Raw genomic sequence first — 15,168 nt, 5'->3', positions numbered from 1 at the left:
AGCGGCGACGAAGAGGGAAGCGGCGGTAGCGAGCAGGGTGTTGACGATGGACATTGGGTCTCTCCTTTGATCTGATGTGATAACCGTTATCGCGATAATCATTTGATATGCGCGCCTCGCACCTTTGTCCAGATGTTTTTTATCGCGATAATCATTTTTTGTGGTATGTTGCCCTCATGAACCCGACCGGAGACCCGCAATGACTGCCCCTCAACCAATCCCGCTCGATAGCCAGCTGTGCTTTTCGCTCTACGGCACGACCATCGCCATCAACCGCACCTACAAGCCGATGCTCGATGCACTGGGCATTACCTATCCGCAATATCTCGTACTCAGTGTCTTGTGGGAGGCGGATGGCCAGACGATCTCGGTCATCGCCGACCGCCTCGCGCTGGAGCCCAGCACCATCACGCCCCTCGTCAAGCGCCTGGAAGCGGCCGGTTTCGTGGTGCGCCAACGCTCGACGAAGGACGAGCGGCTGGTCGGCGTGCATCTCACCGACAAAGGCAGGGGCCTGCAGGCGAAGACCGGCTGCCTGACCGATACCCTGCTGCAACGCTCCGGCATGACTGTGGAGGAAATCATCGCCCTCAACGAAAGCGTCCAGAAGCTACGGGATGCGCTCGTTGCACCGGCATCGGAATAAGCGAGAACATCCTCGACCGCTTTACGGTCCAATGTGGAATTGATTGGTATTGCCAATCAATTCCGCCGTTTTGTGAATTGGAGCTAATCACCGGTTTGCGTTAGCGTTTGGTCATCGGATGCATGCCAGCATCCGCATGGGAGGAGACCAGATGCTGGACGTGTCGTCGCGAAACGGCCGGACCTTTGCCGAGCGCCTGCGCGCCGGAGACCCCTGTTATGCCCTGGGGATCCGCACCGCCCGTTCGGTGGATTTCGTGCGCATGGCGGCGAGTTCCGGCTACGACGCCATCTGGATCGACCTCGAGCACAGCACCATTCCGCTCGATACCACCGCCCAGATGACGGCGACGGCGCGTGACCTTGGGCTCGACGCCTGGGTGCGCGTGCCGGAGGGCGACTTCGGCGTGATCGGCCGTGTGCTCGATGGCGGTGCCTCGGGGCTGATCATTCCCCAGATCGAGACGGAAGAGGATGCGCAAAAGGCCGTCAGCTATTGCCGCTACCCCCCGGAAGGCGGGCGCTCACACAATGCGCTGACCTCCAGCTTCGGCTTCCGGCGGATCGATCCCAAGGAGCGGGCGGCGGCGGCGAACCGGTCCGTCTTCCTGCAGGTGCTGCTGGAATCCACCAAGGCTGTTGACAATGTCGAGGCCATCGCTGCCGTCGAGGGCGTCGATGCCATCGGGCTCGGCCTCAATGATCTCTCTGCCAATATGGGCATGCTCGGCGATGTCGAGGCCGAGCCAATCATGGCGCTGTGCCGGCGCGTCATCGCGGCCGCGAAAAAACACGGCAAGCTCGCCATCATCGGCGGCCTCAAGGGGCCGGAGCAATACCGCCGGCTCGTCGATCTCGGCGCTGCTCCCTACGTCTTCGCCGCCATCGACACCGACATTTTCGTCGACATTCTCGACCAGCGAATCGCCAGGTGGCGGGCCGCGGTCTCCGCCTGATCCACCATGCCCATTTGCCAAGGATTCTTTCATGACCGAGCCGCTGACCTCCGAACCCATGCTGCCGCTTGCCGGCCTGATGCGTCCGAGCTTCGACGTGCCGAAGGGCGCCTGCGACGCGCATATGCATGTCTTCGGGCCGCTTTCCCTCTATCCGCATGTGGCAAAGCCGCATTACACGCTGCCGGATGGCAAGCTCGATCATTTCCATGACCTGATGAAGGTGTTGCATCTCGATCGCTACATCATCGTGCAGCCGAGTTTCTACGGCACGGACAACCGCTGCATGCTCGACGCCTTGAAACTTGGCGGCGGAGCGTCGCGCGGCGTCGCCATGGTGGAGGACGACGTATCCAACACCGAACTGGAGGCGCTGCACGAGCATGGCGTGCGCGGCTTGCGGCTCGACCTCTTCAAGCGTGCCGACCAGCCGATCGAGGATATCGAGGCCTACATCACCCGCATGGCAGCAAAAATCGCGCCGTTCGGCTGGCACCTGCAATTCTACGTGCCGGGCCGCGTGGTGCGCGACCTCATCGGCTTCCTCGGCACGCTGACCGCCCCCTATGTCATCGACCACATGGGCTACATGGCGGAAGAGGACGGGCTGACGGAGCGCGACTTCCAGAAGCTTCTGACGCTGATGGTGGAGAGCCACTGCTACCTGAAGCTTAGCGGTCCTTATCGCATCGCGAAGGACAAGGGCTACGGGGCCGTCGCCCATGTGGCGAAGGCCATCGTCGAGACGGATCCGCGCCGCGCGATCTGGGGTTCGGACTGGCCGCATATCCCGAAATCCGGCCGAGACACGGGCGAGCTCCTGAACCTGCTCGTCGAATGGGCGCCCGATCCGGCCGACCGCCAGAAAATTCTCGTCGACAATCCCAACAGGTTGTTCGGCTTCGCGTGAGCGGCCGGCATGGACAGGACGGGGAGGAGACGCGCATGTTCATCGAATCACCCAGCATAGCGGCCCTGCAACGCGGCGCGACTGAGGCCGGAACCATGCAAGCTCGACCCGATATAGCGGCGGAACCGCTCCTTTCCGTCCGCAACCTCAACGTCCAGTTCCGCTCGAACGACCGGCTGCTGCATATCGTGCGTGACGTCAGCTACGATGTGCACGCCGGCGAACTGGTGGCGCTGGTGGGGGAATCCGGCTGCGGCAAGTCGGTCTCCTCGCTTGCGGTGATGCGGCTGCTCCCCGATCCGCAGACGGTGCGCTTTTCCGGCGAGGTGCGGCTCGCGGGACGCGACTATCTTCGCCTGCCGGAAGATGCGATGCGGCGCCTGCGCGGCCGGGACATCGCCATGGTTTTCCAGGAGCCGATGACCTCGCTCAATCCGCTGATGACCGTCGGCCGGCAGATCATGGAGCCGATGCTGGAGCATCTCGGGCTCGATACCACGGCCGCCCGAAAACGTGCGGTCGATCTTCTGACGCGGGTCGGCGTTACCGATCCGGAACGGCGGATGGACCAGTATCCGCACGAATTTTCCGGCGGCATGCGCCAGCGCGTCGTCATCGCCATCGCGCTCTCCTGCAATCCCAAGGTCATTATCGCCGACGAGCCGACCACGGCGCTCGACGTCACCATCCAGGCGCAGATCCTCGATCTGCTGCGCTCGCTGGTGAAGGAGACCGGCGTCGGCCTGGTGCTGATCACCCACAATCTGGCGCTGGTCGCCCGCTATGCCGATCGCGTCAATGTCATGTATGGCGGGGGCATCGTCGAATCCGGCTCGGTGGAGGAAGTGCTGCGCCGGCCGCGCCATCGCTATACGGCGGGCCTGCTGATGGCCGTGCCACGGCTCGACCAGCCACGGCAGGCACGCCTGCATACCATTCCCGGACAGCCGCCGAGCCCGGCGCGCTTCCCCGCCGGCTGCGCTTTCAGCCCCCGCTGTGGCGCGGCGACGGCGGCCTGCGGCAGTGTACCGACCGATACGGTTGCCGGGGGTCGGCACTATGCCTGCTTCCATCCGGTCGTAGATGCGCTGCCGCAGGACGGCCATCCCGCGGCGGCTGGCTCTGAACGCGGCCCTGGCGACACCGTGCTCAGCGTGCGCGGCCTGACCCGGCATTTCCCTTTGAAGCGCGGCGCGGTGGTGCGCGGGGCGGAAGATGTCTCCTTCGACATTCCGCAAGGCGGCACGCTCGGCCTCGTCGGGGAATCGGGCTGCGGCAAGACGACGGTGGTGCGCACGCTGCTGCGTCTCCAGGACGCGACAGGCGGCTGCGCCGATTTCGAGGGCCGCGACATCTTGACGGCCGGCAAGCGCGACCTTCTTGCGCTACGCCGCCAGATCCAGGTCGTCTACCAGGACCCCTCCACCTCGCTCAATCCGCGCCACCGCATCGGCTCCATCCTCGCCGAGCCGTTGCTGGTGCACGGCATCTGCAAGAACCAGCGGGAGGCACGCACGCGCGTGGAGGAATTGCTCGATCTCGTCGGCCTGCCGGCAGAAATGACCGAGCGCTATCCGCACCAGATGTCCGGCGGCCAGCGCCAGCGCGTCGGCATCGCTCGCGCGCTTGGCATGAACCCGCGCCTCATCGTCTGCGACGAGCCGGTCTCGGCGCTCGACGTGTCGATCCAGGCGCAGATCATGAACCTGCTGACAGACTTGCAGGCAAAACTCGGCCTCAGCTATCTCTTCGTCGCCCATGACCTCGCCGTCGTGCGCCACATTTCCGATGTCGTGGCGGTGATGTATCTCGGCCGGGTGGTCGAGACGGCGACGCGGGCCGAACTCTTTTCGAATCCCCGCCACCCCTACACGAAGGCGCTGCTCGCTGCCGTGCCGTCCTTCGCGGCGGATGCAGGCGCGCCGGAGGCAAAAATATTCGGCGAATTGCCGTCACCCCTCAATCCGCCGAGCGGCTGTGTCTTTCGCACACGCTGTCCCATGGCGGTGGAAGCCTGCGGAAAGGCGGTGCCGAAATCCGTCGCCTTTTCCAAGACGCATCACGCCGCCTGCATAAGGGTCTAACGCCATGCTTCCGTTCATCGGCAGACGCCTCCTCCTCGCCATCCCCACGCTTCTCGGCGTGGCGACGCTGACCTTCTTCATGCTTAACGTGTTGCCGGGCGACATCGTTGAGACCATGCTGCGCGCCGAGGGCGGCAACCCGACGGTCGAGCTGGTCGCCGCCGAGCGCAGCCGCCTCGGCCTCGACCGGCCGCTTGTCGTTCAATATGCCGATTTTCTGACGGACCTCGCGACCTTCGATCTCGGCCATTCGCACTGGACGGGAAAACCCGTCTCGGAGGAGATTTTTTCGCGCCTGCCGGTGACGCTTCAGGTGGCGGCGCTCAGCATGATCGTCGCGATCCTCATCGCCATTCCGCTCGGCACCATCGCCGGCATTTATCCGGGCAGTATCGTCGATTATGCGATCCGCACCTTCGCCATCGCCGGCATGGCGCTGCCGTCTTTCTGGTTCGGCATGGTCGTGGCGCTTGCCATGCTGTGGTATTTCAACTGGCTGCCACCCCTCGGCACGGCCTCCGTCTTCAAAGACCCGCTGACGCTCCTGCAGCAGTTGATCCTGCCCGCCGTCGCCGTCGGTTATCGCTATTCGGCGATCCTCATCCGCATGATGCGCTCCTCGGTGATCGAGACCATGCACGAAGATTTCGTGCGCACGGCACGCGCCAAGGGGCTCGCGGCGGCCGCCATCATCCGCCGCCACGTCATTCCCAATTCGCTGTTGCCGACGATCACCATGATCGGGCTGGAATTCGCGCTGCTCGTCGGCAGCCTCGTCGTCATCGAACAGGTCTTTTCCCTCAACGGAATCGGACGCCTGTTCATCGAGTCCGTGTCGCGCAGCGATTTCATCGTCATCCAGGGCATCGTCCTGGTGCTGACGGTCATCTTCATCGTGGTCAATTTCCTGGTCGATCTCGCCTATGCGGTCATCGATCCCCGCATTCAGTTGGGTTGAAGCCATGCGCAAATCCGTCGCCACCGAACTTTGGATCACACCGCCCCGGTCGCGCGGACCGATCGCGAAACTCGTGCTCGGCCAGCCGCTCGGCGCGCTCGGCCTCGTGCTCATCGTGTTGGGGTTTGTCGTCGCCTTCGCCGCGCCCTGGGTCGCGCCCTATGATCCGCTCGCCACCGACTATGGCAATGCCATCGCGCCGCCCTCGCTCGCACACCTGATGGGCACGGACAGTTTCGGCCGTGATCTCTTCTCGCGTGTGCTCTATGGCGGGCGCACCGCCTTTCTAATCGGCGTCTCCGCCAGCTTCATCGGCTGCACGATCGGGCTGTTCGTCGGCATCACCTCGGCCTATGCGGGCCGCTGGGTGGACACCATCGTCGAGCGCTTCATGGAGATCCTGCTGGCGATCCCGATCACGGTGCTTGCGCTGGTGCTCGTCTCCAGCCTTGGGCGCGACCTCGTCTTCGGCATCGACCTCAACCTCGTGCTGGCGATTGCGCTGCCGATCGTTCCCAAGATGGCGCGTGTCGCCCGCTCGCAGGCACTCACCATCCGCAACCTTTCCTATATCGATGCGGCGGTGACGCTCGGCTTCAGCGACCTGCGCATCATCGTTCGCCACATGGCACCGAACATTTTCGGGCCGTACATCGTCATGCTCACCGCCTTCATCAGCCAGGCGATCCTGATCGAGGCCTCGCTGTCCTATCTCGGGCTCGGCGTCACCGAACCCACCCCGTCCTGGGGGCTGATGCTCGCGGGCAACGCCTTCAACACCTCGATGACCGCGCCGTGGATCGTGCTCTATCCGGGCCTCGCCATCGCGCTCGTCGTCTTCGCCTTCTCGATGTTCGGCGACGCATTGCGCGACGTGCTGGATCCGAAGGCGCGCTCGGACCGCTGACAGAATTTTCACGTTTCAGGGAGGAAACGACATGGATATCCGAAGGAAAATCGTGGGGCTCGCCGCCGTTGGCGCACTCCTGCTCAACGGCGCGGTCGCCGCTGCGCAGGAAACGCCGAAGTCCGGCGGCATTCTGCGCTATGCGGTAAGCGACGACCCGGCCAATTTCGATTGCCACGGCGCCAATCACTTTGCCGCGCTGATGCGTCTCGCCCCGCATTATTCGACGCTGCTGCGCTTCAAGCCGGGCAGCTATCCGGATATCGAGGGCGATCTTGCGGAGGGCTGGGAGGCCAATCCGGCGGATCTCACCTATACGTTCAAGCTGCGCCAGGGCGTCAAATTCCACGATGGCACGGATCTGAAGGCCGCGGACGTTGCCGCGACCTACGAACGGCTGGCCTGGCCACCGGAAGGTGTCATCTCCGAGCGGCTGGAAGCCTTCCGCCAGATCGACAAGATCGACGTCGTCGATGACTACACGGTGCGCTTCAAGGTGAAGGAGTGGGACGAATCCGTGCTTGGCACCTTCGCCTCGCCGTTCAACTGCGTCTATTCCGCAGCGCTCCTGAAGTCGGACCCGCAATACCCCAAGCAGAAAGTCATGGGCAGCGGCCCCTACGTCTTTGATGAATTCGTGTCCGGTTCCGTCTGGAAGTCCTCGAAGTTCGAGGACTACTTCCGCACGGGCCAACCCTATCTCGACGGGCTGGAATCCTACACGATGGAAGGGCCGGCCGTAGCGAACGCCATCCAGGCCGGGCAGATCCATACGGATTTCCGCGGCGTCAGCCCGCAGGGCGCCGACCGTCTGAAGCAGAGCCTTGGTGATGCCATCAGCATCGAATCCGGCCCTGCACTCACCCATTTCCTCGTGACCTTCAACGCGGAAAAACCGCCCTTCGACGACGAGCGCGTGCGCCGCGCGTTGAACCTGGCCATCGATCGCTGGGGCGGCGTCAAGGGTCTCGGCCGCACGACGGAGATGCGTTATGCCGGTGGCATTTTCCTGCCTGGCGGGCAGTTCGCTGCCTCCGATGCGGACCTGCAGAAGATGGCGGGCTTCGGTACGGATATCGCCGCGGCTCGCGAAGAGGCGAAGCGCCTCCTCAAGGAGGCCGGCCAGGAGAACCTGAGCTTCGACCTCACGGTGCGCAACGGCCCGCCGATCGTTGTCGATTTCGGCGTCTTCCTCACCGACCAGTGGCGGCAGATCGGCGTCAATGCCCGCAACGTCGTCGTCGAAACGCCACCATGGGCGGCGGCGATTTCCGACGGATCGTACCAGGCGATCGTCGACATCTATTCGGCGCTGCGCGAAGAGCCGACCGAGCAGATGACGAAGTATATCTCGCACGACGTCTCCGCCCGCTCGGCCGGCCGCTTCACCGACCGGGAGCTCGACGACCTCTGGCGCAAGCAGGCGCTGGAGCAGGACAAGGCGAAGCGCATGACGCTGCTGCGCGACTTCGAAACCCGGCTCTATGAGAAGTCCTATTCCGTACCGGTCGTCTGGCTGGAGCGCATCGTCGCCATGAACGCGGCGCTGAAGGGCTGGACCTTCAACCCCAGCAACTTCCTTTACCTCGACCAGTCCTCGACCTGGCTCAACGAATAGGCTGCGCAAAGGCCGCTTGAAGCGAAAGGCTGGGGCGGCAACGCCTCAGCCTTCCTGGTTGTGAAAGGCCGTCTGCGCCAGGCGGATGAGATGGGCGATGCGGGGATTTTCCTCCCCGGCGCGGAAGGCGAGAAAGAGATCCGTCTCGGCATCCGCATCGGCCAGCGGCATGAAGGCGACATTCGGGATTGTGATGAATTGCAGCCCGGACGGGACCACGGCGATGCCGAGACCGGAGGCGACCAGCCCGATGATCGTCGTCGCCTCCTGTGCTTCCTGCACGATGTTCGGGAAGAAGCCGCGCTTGCCGCACAGTTCGATGAACTGGTCATAGATGCCGACGCCGATCTTGCGCGGATAGAAGATGAAATTCTCCTCCGCGAGGTCGGCGATGCGGATTTCCACCTTGTCGAGCAGCGCATGGCCGCGATGGGCCGCCACCACCAGCCGATCCGTCGCGAGCTTGCGAAACGAAATGCCCGTGACCTGGTTGCGTTGCGGTCGGCGGATCACGCCGACATCCAGCTCCCGTTCGCCGATCGCCTGCAACTGAGCGATGCTGGTGTGTTCCTTCAGCGTCACGTTGATATCGGGGTAGTGGTCGCGAAAGGCGTGGATCAGCGCGGGGAAGGGCGAGAGCAGCGAGGAGGCGGCGGTAAAGCCGATGCGCAACTGCCCCGCCTTGCCGCCCGCCACCGCCTTCATCTCCTGCTCACAGCTTTCGATGCGCTCCAGAATGCCGAGCGAATGGTGATAGAGCAGCCGGCCGAACTCCGTGAGCTGCACGCTGCGCTGGGTGCGCAGGAAGAGCGGCGCTCCCAGTTCTTCCTCCAGATTCTGGATAGCGATCGACAGGGGCGACTGTGTGATGTTGAGTTTTTCCGCCGCACGCCGAAAATGCAGCTCCTCGGCCAGCGTGCGGAAATAGGTGAGATGCTTGAAGTTCATGGTGCTGTCTCATCCCGTGTTCTAGACTGTGCGATGATAAATGCTCATTGATATATTTTGCAAAACAAAACGCGCAAAAATTGAATTGGCTGGAACGGTCGAATTCTCCCAATATTGGGCAAGAACAGCATTCTGGCAGGGAGGCCGGCATTCGTGGACACGCCAATCGCGACGAAGGAGAAGACCCACATGGACGCGCGCTCCGAACAAGGGCTGCTGCGCCAGGTCGACAGCCTGCCGACCTCCGGGGCCCGCGCCTGCGAAATCTACTCGATCGACAGCCGGCTTTTCCTTGCCGTGCCGCAGCTTGCCTATGACGTGGCGGGCACGCCGGCACATATGAATGGCGGCGATAGCGACACCGATCTGCTGATCTTCGAATGGGATAATGGCCGTTTCGTGCCGGGCTCCCGTCTGCCGGTTCCCGGTGGGGAAGATGCCGAGTTCTTCGCGATCGGCGACCGGCGTTTCCTCGCCACCGCCAGCGCCCGCACGGGGGCGGGACCGTACCAACCCAACATCGATTCCGTCGTCTACCATGAAGTCGGTGGAGAGTGGCTGCCGTTCCAGCGCTTTCCCGGCTTCCTTGCCAAGCAATGGAAGGCTCTCAGCTTTGGCGGGCGGCAATTCCTGGCCTTTGCGCTCGGCGTCACCGTCGAGGGTGTCGAGGCGAGCAATCCGCGCAACTCGACGATCTTCGAATGGGACGGCGCCGGCTTCTTGCCCTTCCTGACGCTCGATGGCCCCTGGGGCTACAACTGGACGAAGATTGTCGTCGGCGACCGCGAATTCCTTGCCTATGCCGACCATACCGGCAAATCGGTGCTGCTCGAATGGACCGGCGAGGCATTCGAGGTGTTCCAGCGTTTCGAGGGCAAGACCGGCCGCGCCTTCCATGTCCTGCCGGTGCCCGGTCCGGTGCAGGTCGCCTTCGCCGCCATTGCAGACGACACGGTCGTCTATCAATGGACCGGCGAAAAATTCGCGGAGATGCAGTTGCTGAGCGGCCCGGGCGGCCGGGAGTTCGCCTCCATCACGAAGAACGGCCGTTCCTATCTTGTGCAGGTAAATTTCATCGAGGGCTCGCCGAAGGCGCCGAAGACCGATCTTCTCTCCATCATCTACGCGTGGTCAGGTGAGGAATGGCAGTCCGTTGACCGGTTCGAGACCTTCGGCGCCACCGATGCCGCCTTCTTCGAGGCGGATGGCAAGACGCACCTCGTCGTGACGAACAGCTTGACGCCGGATGTGCGGTTTTCCCAAGACACCGTCATCTATGAATTTCTAGGTTGAGCGGCGCCCGCGCCGTTTCAGGAGCAGTTCTTCCATGCCTTACAGACCCGATCCCCGTTTTGTCGATCTCTACGACCTCTATACGGGTCCGAACAGCATCGCCGCCGAACTTGCGCAGCGCAAGCGCGACGCGACGGCCGATACGCCCATTCTCATTTCGACGGGTTCCGACCTCGTGCTGTTCCCCGGCCGCGATCGGGAGCCGGTCTATGAAAGTTTCCGCCATAGCACGCGCGGCTTCAAGGAGCTGACCGCCATCTCCCATCTTGGCACGGCCATGGCCTGGCTCGCCGAAATGCAGGAGGAGGGCATCGACGGCTGGCAGGCCTGGGCCCGCCGTTTCCTTGCCCAGTGCGAAGCGGTGCGCACGGTCTCCACCGTTTCCTACTGGCAGACCGAGGTGGCGGTGGATGCGTGGAAAGGCTGGGAGCCAAAGATCGTCGACCTGGTCGATTATGCCTGTCGCACGGTCGAAGACTTCCTGCATGCCGGCCTTGCCGACCCCTCGGTCTTTACCTACCAGGCGCTCCGGGATCGGCTTCTGGAACCGCCGGAGCCGGGCGGCCTGCCGGTGCCGTTCAACGATGTCATGGTCGCAACCTTCGCATTGACCTTCCTCGACATCACCCACCGCATCATGCGCTGGATCAACACGCTGGACCTCGACTGGCGGACGCTGATGGTGATGATCTGCGGCAGCTCCGGACGCCCGACGGCGGGCCTCACCTGGGCCACCAACAATATGTGCCACCTCCTCTGGCGCGCCTCGCAAAAGACCCTCCGGCCGGAATACCTGCTGATCTCGCCGCACGCCCCAAGCCTCAACCTCGACATGATCAAGAGCGGCGCCGACCTCAAGGATCTGGAAAAGGCTTATCGCACGCTGTGGTGCAAGACGCGGGTGACGGCGGAGATCGGCGCAAAGATGTTCGACGGCTTCCCGGCTTTCGTGCCGGATATCGGCACGGCCCCGGTCATCACCGATCCGGCCGGCACGCTCAGTGAAATGCCGCGGCTGAAACATCCAAACGATCGTTTCACCGCCATTTCCCGGCTGCGCATGGTCATGGAGGACCCGCGCCAGCTGCTCTCCAATTCGGTTGCCGAATTCATCATCGACGAACTGAGTGACAAGAACCTCGACCCCGGCGCGATCACCATCCCCTGTTTTACCGACACCGTCTATCCGCCCGCCGGGTCGCGTACCGTGGCCGACTGTCCACCCGCCGCCTGAAACTTAAAGGAGCACCCGCATGCAGAATCTCGATGCCGAGACGGCACCCGCACGTCTTCAGACCCTCTACGTTCCCTCGCTCGCGCCGCTCTACGAGCGGTCCTTCATCGGTGGAGAAACATTTTTGCGCGTCGTGGCGGGTGCGTTGCTCGTCACGCACGGATTTCCGAAAATCCTCGACCCGTTCGGTGCCTCCGGCCTGGTGGAGAGCATCGGTTTTTATCCCGGTGCCTTCTGGTCGCTGCTGCTCTCGGTGAGCGAGTTTTTTGCCGGTGTCTGCCTGACGTTGGGGCTGTTCACGCGGGCCGCTGCGCTCGTGGCGACCGTCATCCTGCTCGTCACCGTCTATTTCCACGGCATCGTGCAGGGGCAGGGTCTGTTCGGTGCGGAAAAATCGATCCTCTGGGCGGCGATCACCATCTTCTTCCTGCTGCGCGGCGCCAACCGGCATTCGCTGGACCATCGTATCGGCCGGCAAATCTGACCGGCTGAACTCTCGGGGCTGCATCGCCGAAAAGAGGCAGCCCTTCCTCTCTTCACAGACTGCCCCCAGTCTTTGCTCGTCTTCGAGAGCAAGGACTGGGGAACCGGGACCAAAAGCAAAACAGCCGGTTCGACCGGCTTGCTATAATTTGTAACATTATAAGGAATATCATTGACATTTCAATGTGAAGTCGCGCAATAAAGATAACAACAATGCGGAGCGCGCGATGCTGGCCATTCTTGCCGACGATCTGACGGGGGCGCTGGATACAGCTGCGCCGTTCGCGGCGCGGGGCATGCATGTGGAAGTGGCCCTCTCGACCAGCGCCGTCGGCGAAGCCCTGCGCGAGGCGCCGGAGGTGCTGTCGATCAATCTCGCTTCCCGCGAGATCGGCGCTGAGGCTGCGCGGCGAGAGACGGAGAGGGCACTAGCGACGCTGCCGGCGGGAACGCGTCTCTTCAAGAAGGTCGACTCGCGTCTCAAGGGCCATATCTCGGCCGAACTCGATGCCATGTCCTATCAGGCGGCGCTGGTGGCGCCGGCGATCCCGGCCTTCGGCCGCATCGTCAAGGACGGCTGTGTGACGGGCTTCGGGGTGGACGCGCCGATTTCCATTGCGGAAAGGCTCGGGTCCCATGCAGCCCGCGCGACGATCCCAGACATTGCCAGCCAAAACGAGTTGCACCTCTGGCTCGAACGGGCGGATGAGGCGGGGATCGATCTTCTTGTCGGCGCACGCGGCCTTGCGGAAGCGTTTGCCGAGGCGATGAGCGGACAGGCCCCGGCACGCGCTGCTGGAATCCCCACGGGTCCGGGTCTTTTCGTCATCGGCTCGCGCGATCCGATTACACTTGCGCAGATCGAGGCACTGCTGGGACGTGGCGATCTGCGCCACCTGCCGGCGCCGAATGGTCGCCTTGAGGGCGTGCGCGCCGATGGCAGCGCGTTGACTCTTGTGCAGGCGGTTCCGGGCGAGGATATCGTGACCTCGGAAGAGGTGTCGCATGCGCTGGCGCAAAGCGTCTGCCCCGATCTTGCGGCCGCGGCGTCGACGCTGCTGCTTTCCGGCGGCGCCACAGCGGAGGCCGTGCTCAGGAAAATGGGGATCGTTCGGTTCCGGCTGCACGGTGAATGCCTGCCCGGACTGGGCTTGGCGCATGCCCAAGGACATTGCATTATCGCCAAATCGGGAGGATTTGGCGAGCCGGATACGTTGCGGGAGATCGCAGACCGGCTGTGCCGCAAGACGGGATGAACGATGGGACTGGAGAACGGAACAGCACGCAGGAGCCTTGGCGATCTCGTCTTCGAGCGCATGCACCGCGCCATCAAGTCCGGTGCCTACAAGCCGGATGAGCGCCTGCCGACCGAGCATGATCTGGCGATCGAATTCGAGGTTTCGCGGCCGATCATCCGGGAGGCGCTGCGGCGGCTGCGCGAGCAGGGCTTCATCTATTCCCGGCGCGGCGCGGGCAGCTTCGTGCGGGCCGTCGGCATGCGTGAGCCGCTGGGTTTCGGGCAGCTCGAAAACGTCGCCGATCTCCTCAACTGCTACGAGTTCCGCCTGACCGTCGAGCCGGCGGCCGCCGCGGCTGCCGCCGAGCGCCACGATGCGGCGACACTTGCCGCCATCCGCCAGGCGCTGGAACTGATGCGGGACGCCACCAACCGGCAGTCCCACCGCGAGGATGCGGACTTCCAGTTCCACCTCGCGATCGCGCGCGCCGCGCAGAACAGCTATTTCTTCACCGCCATGGAAGCACTGAAGGACCATATCGCCGTGGGGATGCGGTTCCACGGCGCGTCGGTAAAGCGCGAGACCGCCGGCCTCACCCGGGTCTTTGGCGAACACGAGGCGATTGCGGAAGCGATTTCGGCCCGTGACGGCGCGAAGGCGCGGGAGCTTATGTTCCAGCATCTCACCGGCTCGCGGGAGCGGCTTTTCCAGGCATCCAAATAGAACGCAAAACCCCGGCAAGGCCGGGGTTTTCCTGTTGGGGAACTGCGCTTCCTAGAAAGCAGCCCGGTAGACGCCGAGCACGTCCTCCACGCTCATATCGATCGGGTTGTTGTCCATCAGGCGGCGGTTCGCGTGCGCTTCGCCGGCATAGAGGGGCAGGTCGTCCGCCGAGGCGCCATGGGCGGATAGCGCCATCTCGATGCCGAGATCGCGGCAGAAGCCGTGGGCGGCGGTGAGGAGGTTTTCCGCGGTAAGGTTTTCGCCGAGGCCGAGGGCTTCGGCCACTTCCGCCGTCTTTCCTGCCGCTACGTTCTGGTTGAAGGCCAGGACATGCGGGAAAATGATGGCATTCGCCAGGCCGTGCGGGAGGCGCAGCCGCGTGCCAAGCGGGTAAGCGATGGCGTGGCCGGCGGCGGTGTTGACCGGGCCGAGGCAGATACCGCCGTAGTAGGAGGCAAGCATCATGCCCTCGCGGGCCTCGGTGTCCGTGCCGTCGCGCACCGCGCGGGCGAGGTATTTGCCGACGAGCCGGAAGCCCATGCGGGCAAAGCCGTCGATCATCGGATGGGCGCGGCGATTGGTGAAGGCCTCGACGCAATGCGCCATGGCGTCCACGCCGGTCGCCGCCGTCACCGCCGATGGCACGGAATAGGTCAGTTCCGGATCGAGTACCGCGAAATCGGCGATCAGATGCGGGCTTTCGACCGCGATCTTGGTGCCCTTGCCGGGATCGGTGATCAGCGAGCGGATGCCGGCCTCGGAGCCTGTGCCGGCGGTGGTGGCGACCTGGACGAGGCGTGTGCGGCGCCCAGCGACCCGGTTCGGGCCGGCGACGTCGGCGAGCGTCTGCTCGCCATCCCATAGTGCGGCAACCAGCTTGGCGACGTCGAGAACCGAGCCGCCACCAAGGCCGACGATGAGGTCCGGCCGGTTTTGGCGCGCGGCTTCGATGGCGGCCTCCAGCGTCGCAATGTCAGGCTCGCCGGGGATCGCGTCGAACACGGTGACGCGGCCGGGAAGCTTCAGGCGGTCGATGAAGCCGGCGGTGATCGGCGTCGCAATCACCAGCACCGAGGTGGCGTCGGAGGCCCAGGCGCCGACCTCGCCGATCGTGCCGGCGCCGACGGCGAGCCGACGCGGTAGGTGGAGCGTGATGGGGGCGATGCTCATG

14 protein-coding genes are annotated in these 15,168 nt (G+C 63.9%); 12 read left to right on the top strand and 2 right to left on the bottom strand.

Going from position 1 to position 15,168, the window contains the following annotated elements; genetic code table 11:
- Positions 1-199: 199 nt before the first annotated feature.
- From AC1RT2_RS30175 to AC1RT2_RS30145, 7 genes are all read left to right on the top strand, one after another.
- Positions 200-646: a MarR family winged helix-turn-helix transcriptional regulator gene (locus AC1RT2_RS30175; RefSeq protein ID WP_493107938.1), complete on the top strand. Its 447-nt coding sequence runs from the start codon at positions 200-202 to the stop codon at positions 644-646.
- A 151-nt stretch (positions 647-797) separates the two neighbouring features.
- Positions 798-1,601: an HpcH/HpaI aldolase family protein gene (locus AC1RT2_RS30170; protein ID WP_493107936.1), complete on the top strand. Its 804-nt coding sequence runs from the start codon at positions 798-800 to the stop codon at positions 1,599-1,601.
- Positions 1,602-1,632: 31 nt separating this feature from the next.
- Entirely contained in the window at positions 1,633-2,511 is an 879-nt protein-coding gene (locus AC1RT2_RS30165) for an amidohydrolase family protein (RefSeq protein WP_493107934.1), read from the top strand.
- Positions 2,512-2,546: 35 nt separating this feature from the next.
- Positions 2,547-4,595, top strand: coding sequence for an ABC transporter ATP-binding protein (locus tag AC1RT2_RS30160; protein ID WP_493107932.1), 2,049 nt, complete (start codon positions 2,547-2,549; stop codon positions 4,593-4,595).
- A 4-nt stretch (positions 4,596-4,599) separates the two neighbouring features.
- On the top strand, positions 4,600-5,553 hold the full coding sequence (locus tag AC1RT2_RS30155; protein WP_493107930.1) for an ABC transporter permease: 954 nt from the start codon (positions 4,600-4,602) through the stop codon (positions 5,551-5,553).
- 4 nt (positions 5,554-5,557) lie between these two features.
- Complete coding sequence (locus AC1RT2_RS30150) at positions 5,558-6,460, top strand: ABC transporter permease (RefSeq protein ID WP_493107928.1); 903 nt, start codon at positions 5,558-5,560, stop codon at positions 6,458-6,460.
- A 31-nt stretch (positions 6,461-6,491) separates the two neighbouring features.
- Complete coding sequence (locus tag AC1RT2_RS30145) at positions 6,492-8,078, top strand: ABC transporter substrate-binding protein (RefSeq protein WP_493107926.1); 1,587 nt, start codon at positions 6,492-6,494, stop codon at positions 8,076-8,078.
- A gap of 45 nt (positions 8,079-8,123) precedes the next feature.
- Here the strand turns inward: AC1RT2_RS30145 and AC1RT2_RS30140 are convergent, their stop codons facing one another.
- Positions 8,124-9,026 carry a LysR family transcriptional regulator gene (locus AC1RT2_RS30140; RefSeq protein ID WP_493107924.1) on the bottom strand — a complete coding sequence of 301 codons (903 nt, stop codon included), beginning with the start codon at positions 9,024-9,026 and terminating at the stop codon, positions 8,124-8,126.
- A gap of 153 nt (positions 9,027-9,179) precedes the next feature.
- On the opposite strand from AC1RT2_RS30140, the gene AC1RT2_RS30135 reads away from it, so the two are divergent.
- The 5 genes from AC1RT2_RS30135 (at position 9,180) to AC1RT2_RS30115 (ending at position 13,997) form a co-directional block, all read left to right on the top strand.
- On the top strand, positions 9,180-10,319 hold the full coding sequence (locus tag AC1RT2_RS30135; RefSeq protein ID WP_493107922.1) for a hypothetical protein: 1,140 nt from the start codon (positions 9,180-9,182) through the stop codon (positions 10,317-10,319).
- 34 nt (positions 10,320-10,353) lie between these two features.
- Positions 10,354-11,553, top strand: a complete 1,200-nt coding sequence (locus tag AC1RT2_RS30130) for a DUF5624 domain-containing protein (RefSeq protein WP_493107920.1) — start codon at positions 10,354-10,356, stop codon at positions 11,551-11,553.
- 19 nt (positions 11,554-11,572) lie between these two features.
- Positions 11,573-12,037: a DoxX family protein gene (locus tag AC1RT2_RS30125; protein WP_493107918.1), complete on the top strand. Its 465-nt coding sequence runs from the start codon at positions 11,573-11,575 to the stop codon at positions 12,035-12,037.
- A 226-nt stretch (positions 12,038-12,263) separates the two neighbouring features.
- Positions 12,264-13,292, top strand: coding sequence for a four-carbon acid sugar kinase family protein (locus AC1RT2_RS30120; protein ID WP_493107916.1), 1,029 nt, complete (start codon positions 12,264-12,266; stop codon positions 13,290-13,292).
- Positions 13,293-13,295: 3 nt separating this feature from the next.
- Complete coding sequence (locus AC1RT2_RS30115; protein ID WP_493107915.1) at positions 13,296-13,997, top strand: FadR/GntR family transcriptional regulator; 702 nt, start codon at positions 13,296-13,298, stop codon at positions 13,995-13,997.
- Positions 13,998-14,048: 51 nt separating this feature from the next.
- Here AC1RT2_RS30115 and AC1RT2_RS30110 read toward each other — a convergent pair whose 3' ends face one another.
- Complete coding sequence (locus AC1RT2_RS30110) at positions 14,049-15,167, bottom strand: iron-containing alcohol dehydrogenase (protein ID WP_493107913.1); 1,119 nt, start codon at positions 15,165-15,167, stop codon at positions 14,049-14,051.
- Between the last annotated feature and the right edge of the window lies 1 nt (position 15,168).

The sequence above is a fragment of the Shinella sp. GW821-FHT11G07 genome (assembly GCF_058808115.1).
Note: the sequence above shows the minus strand (reverse complement) of the source record. Positions and strands in the feature narration are given on the sequence as shown.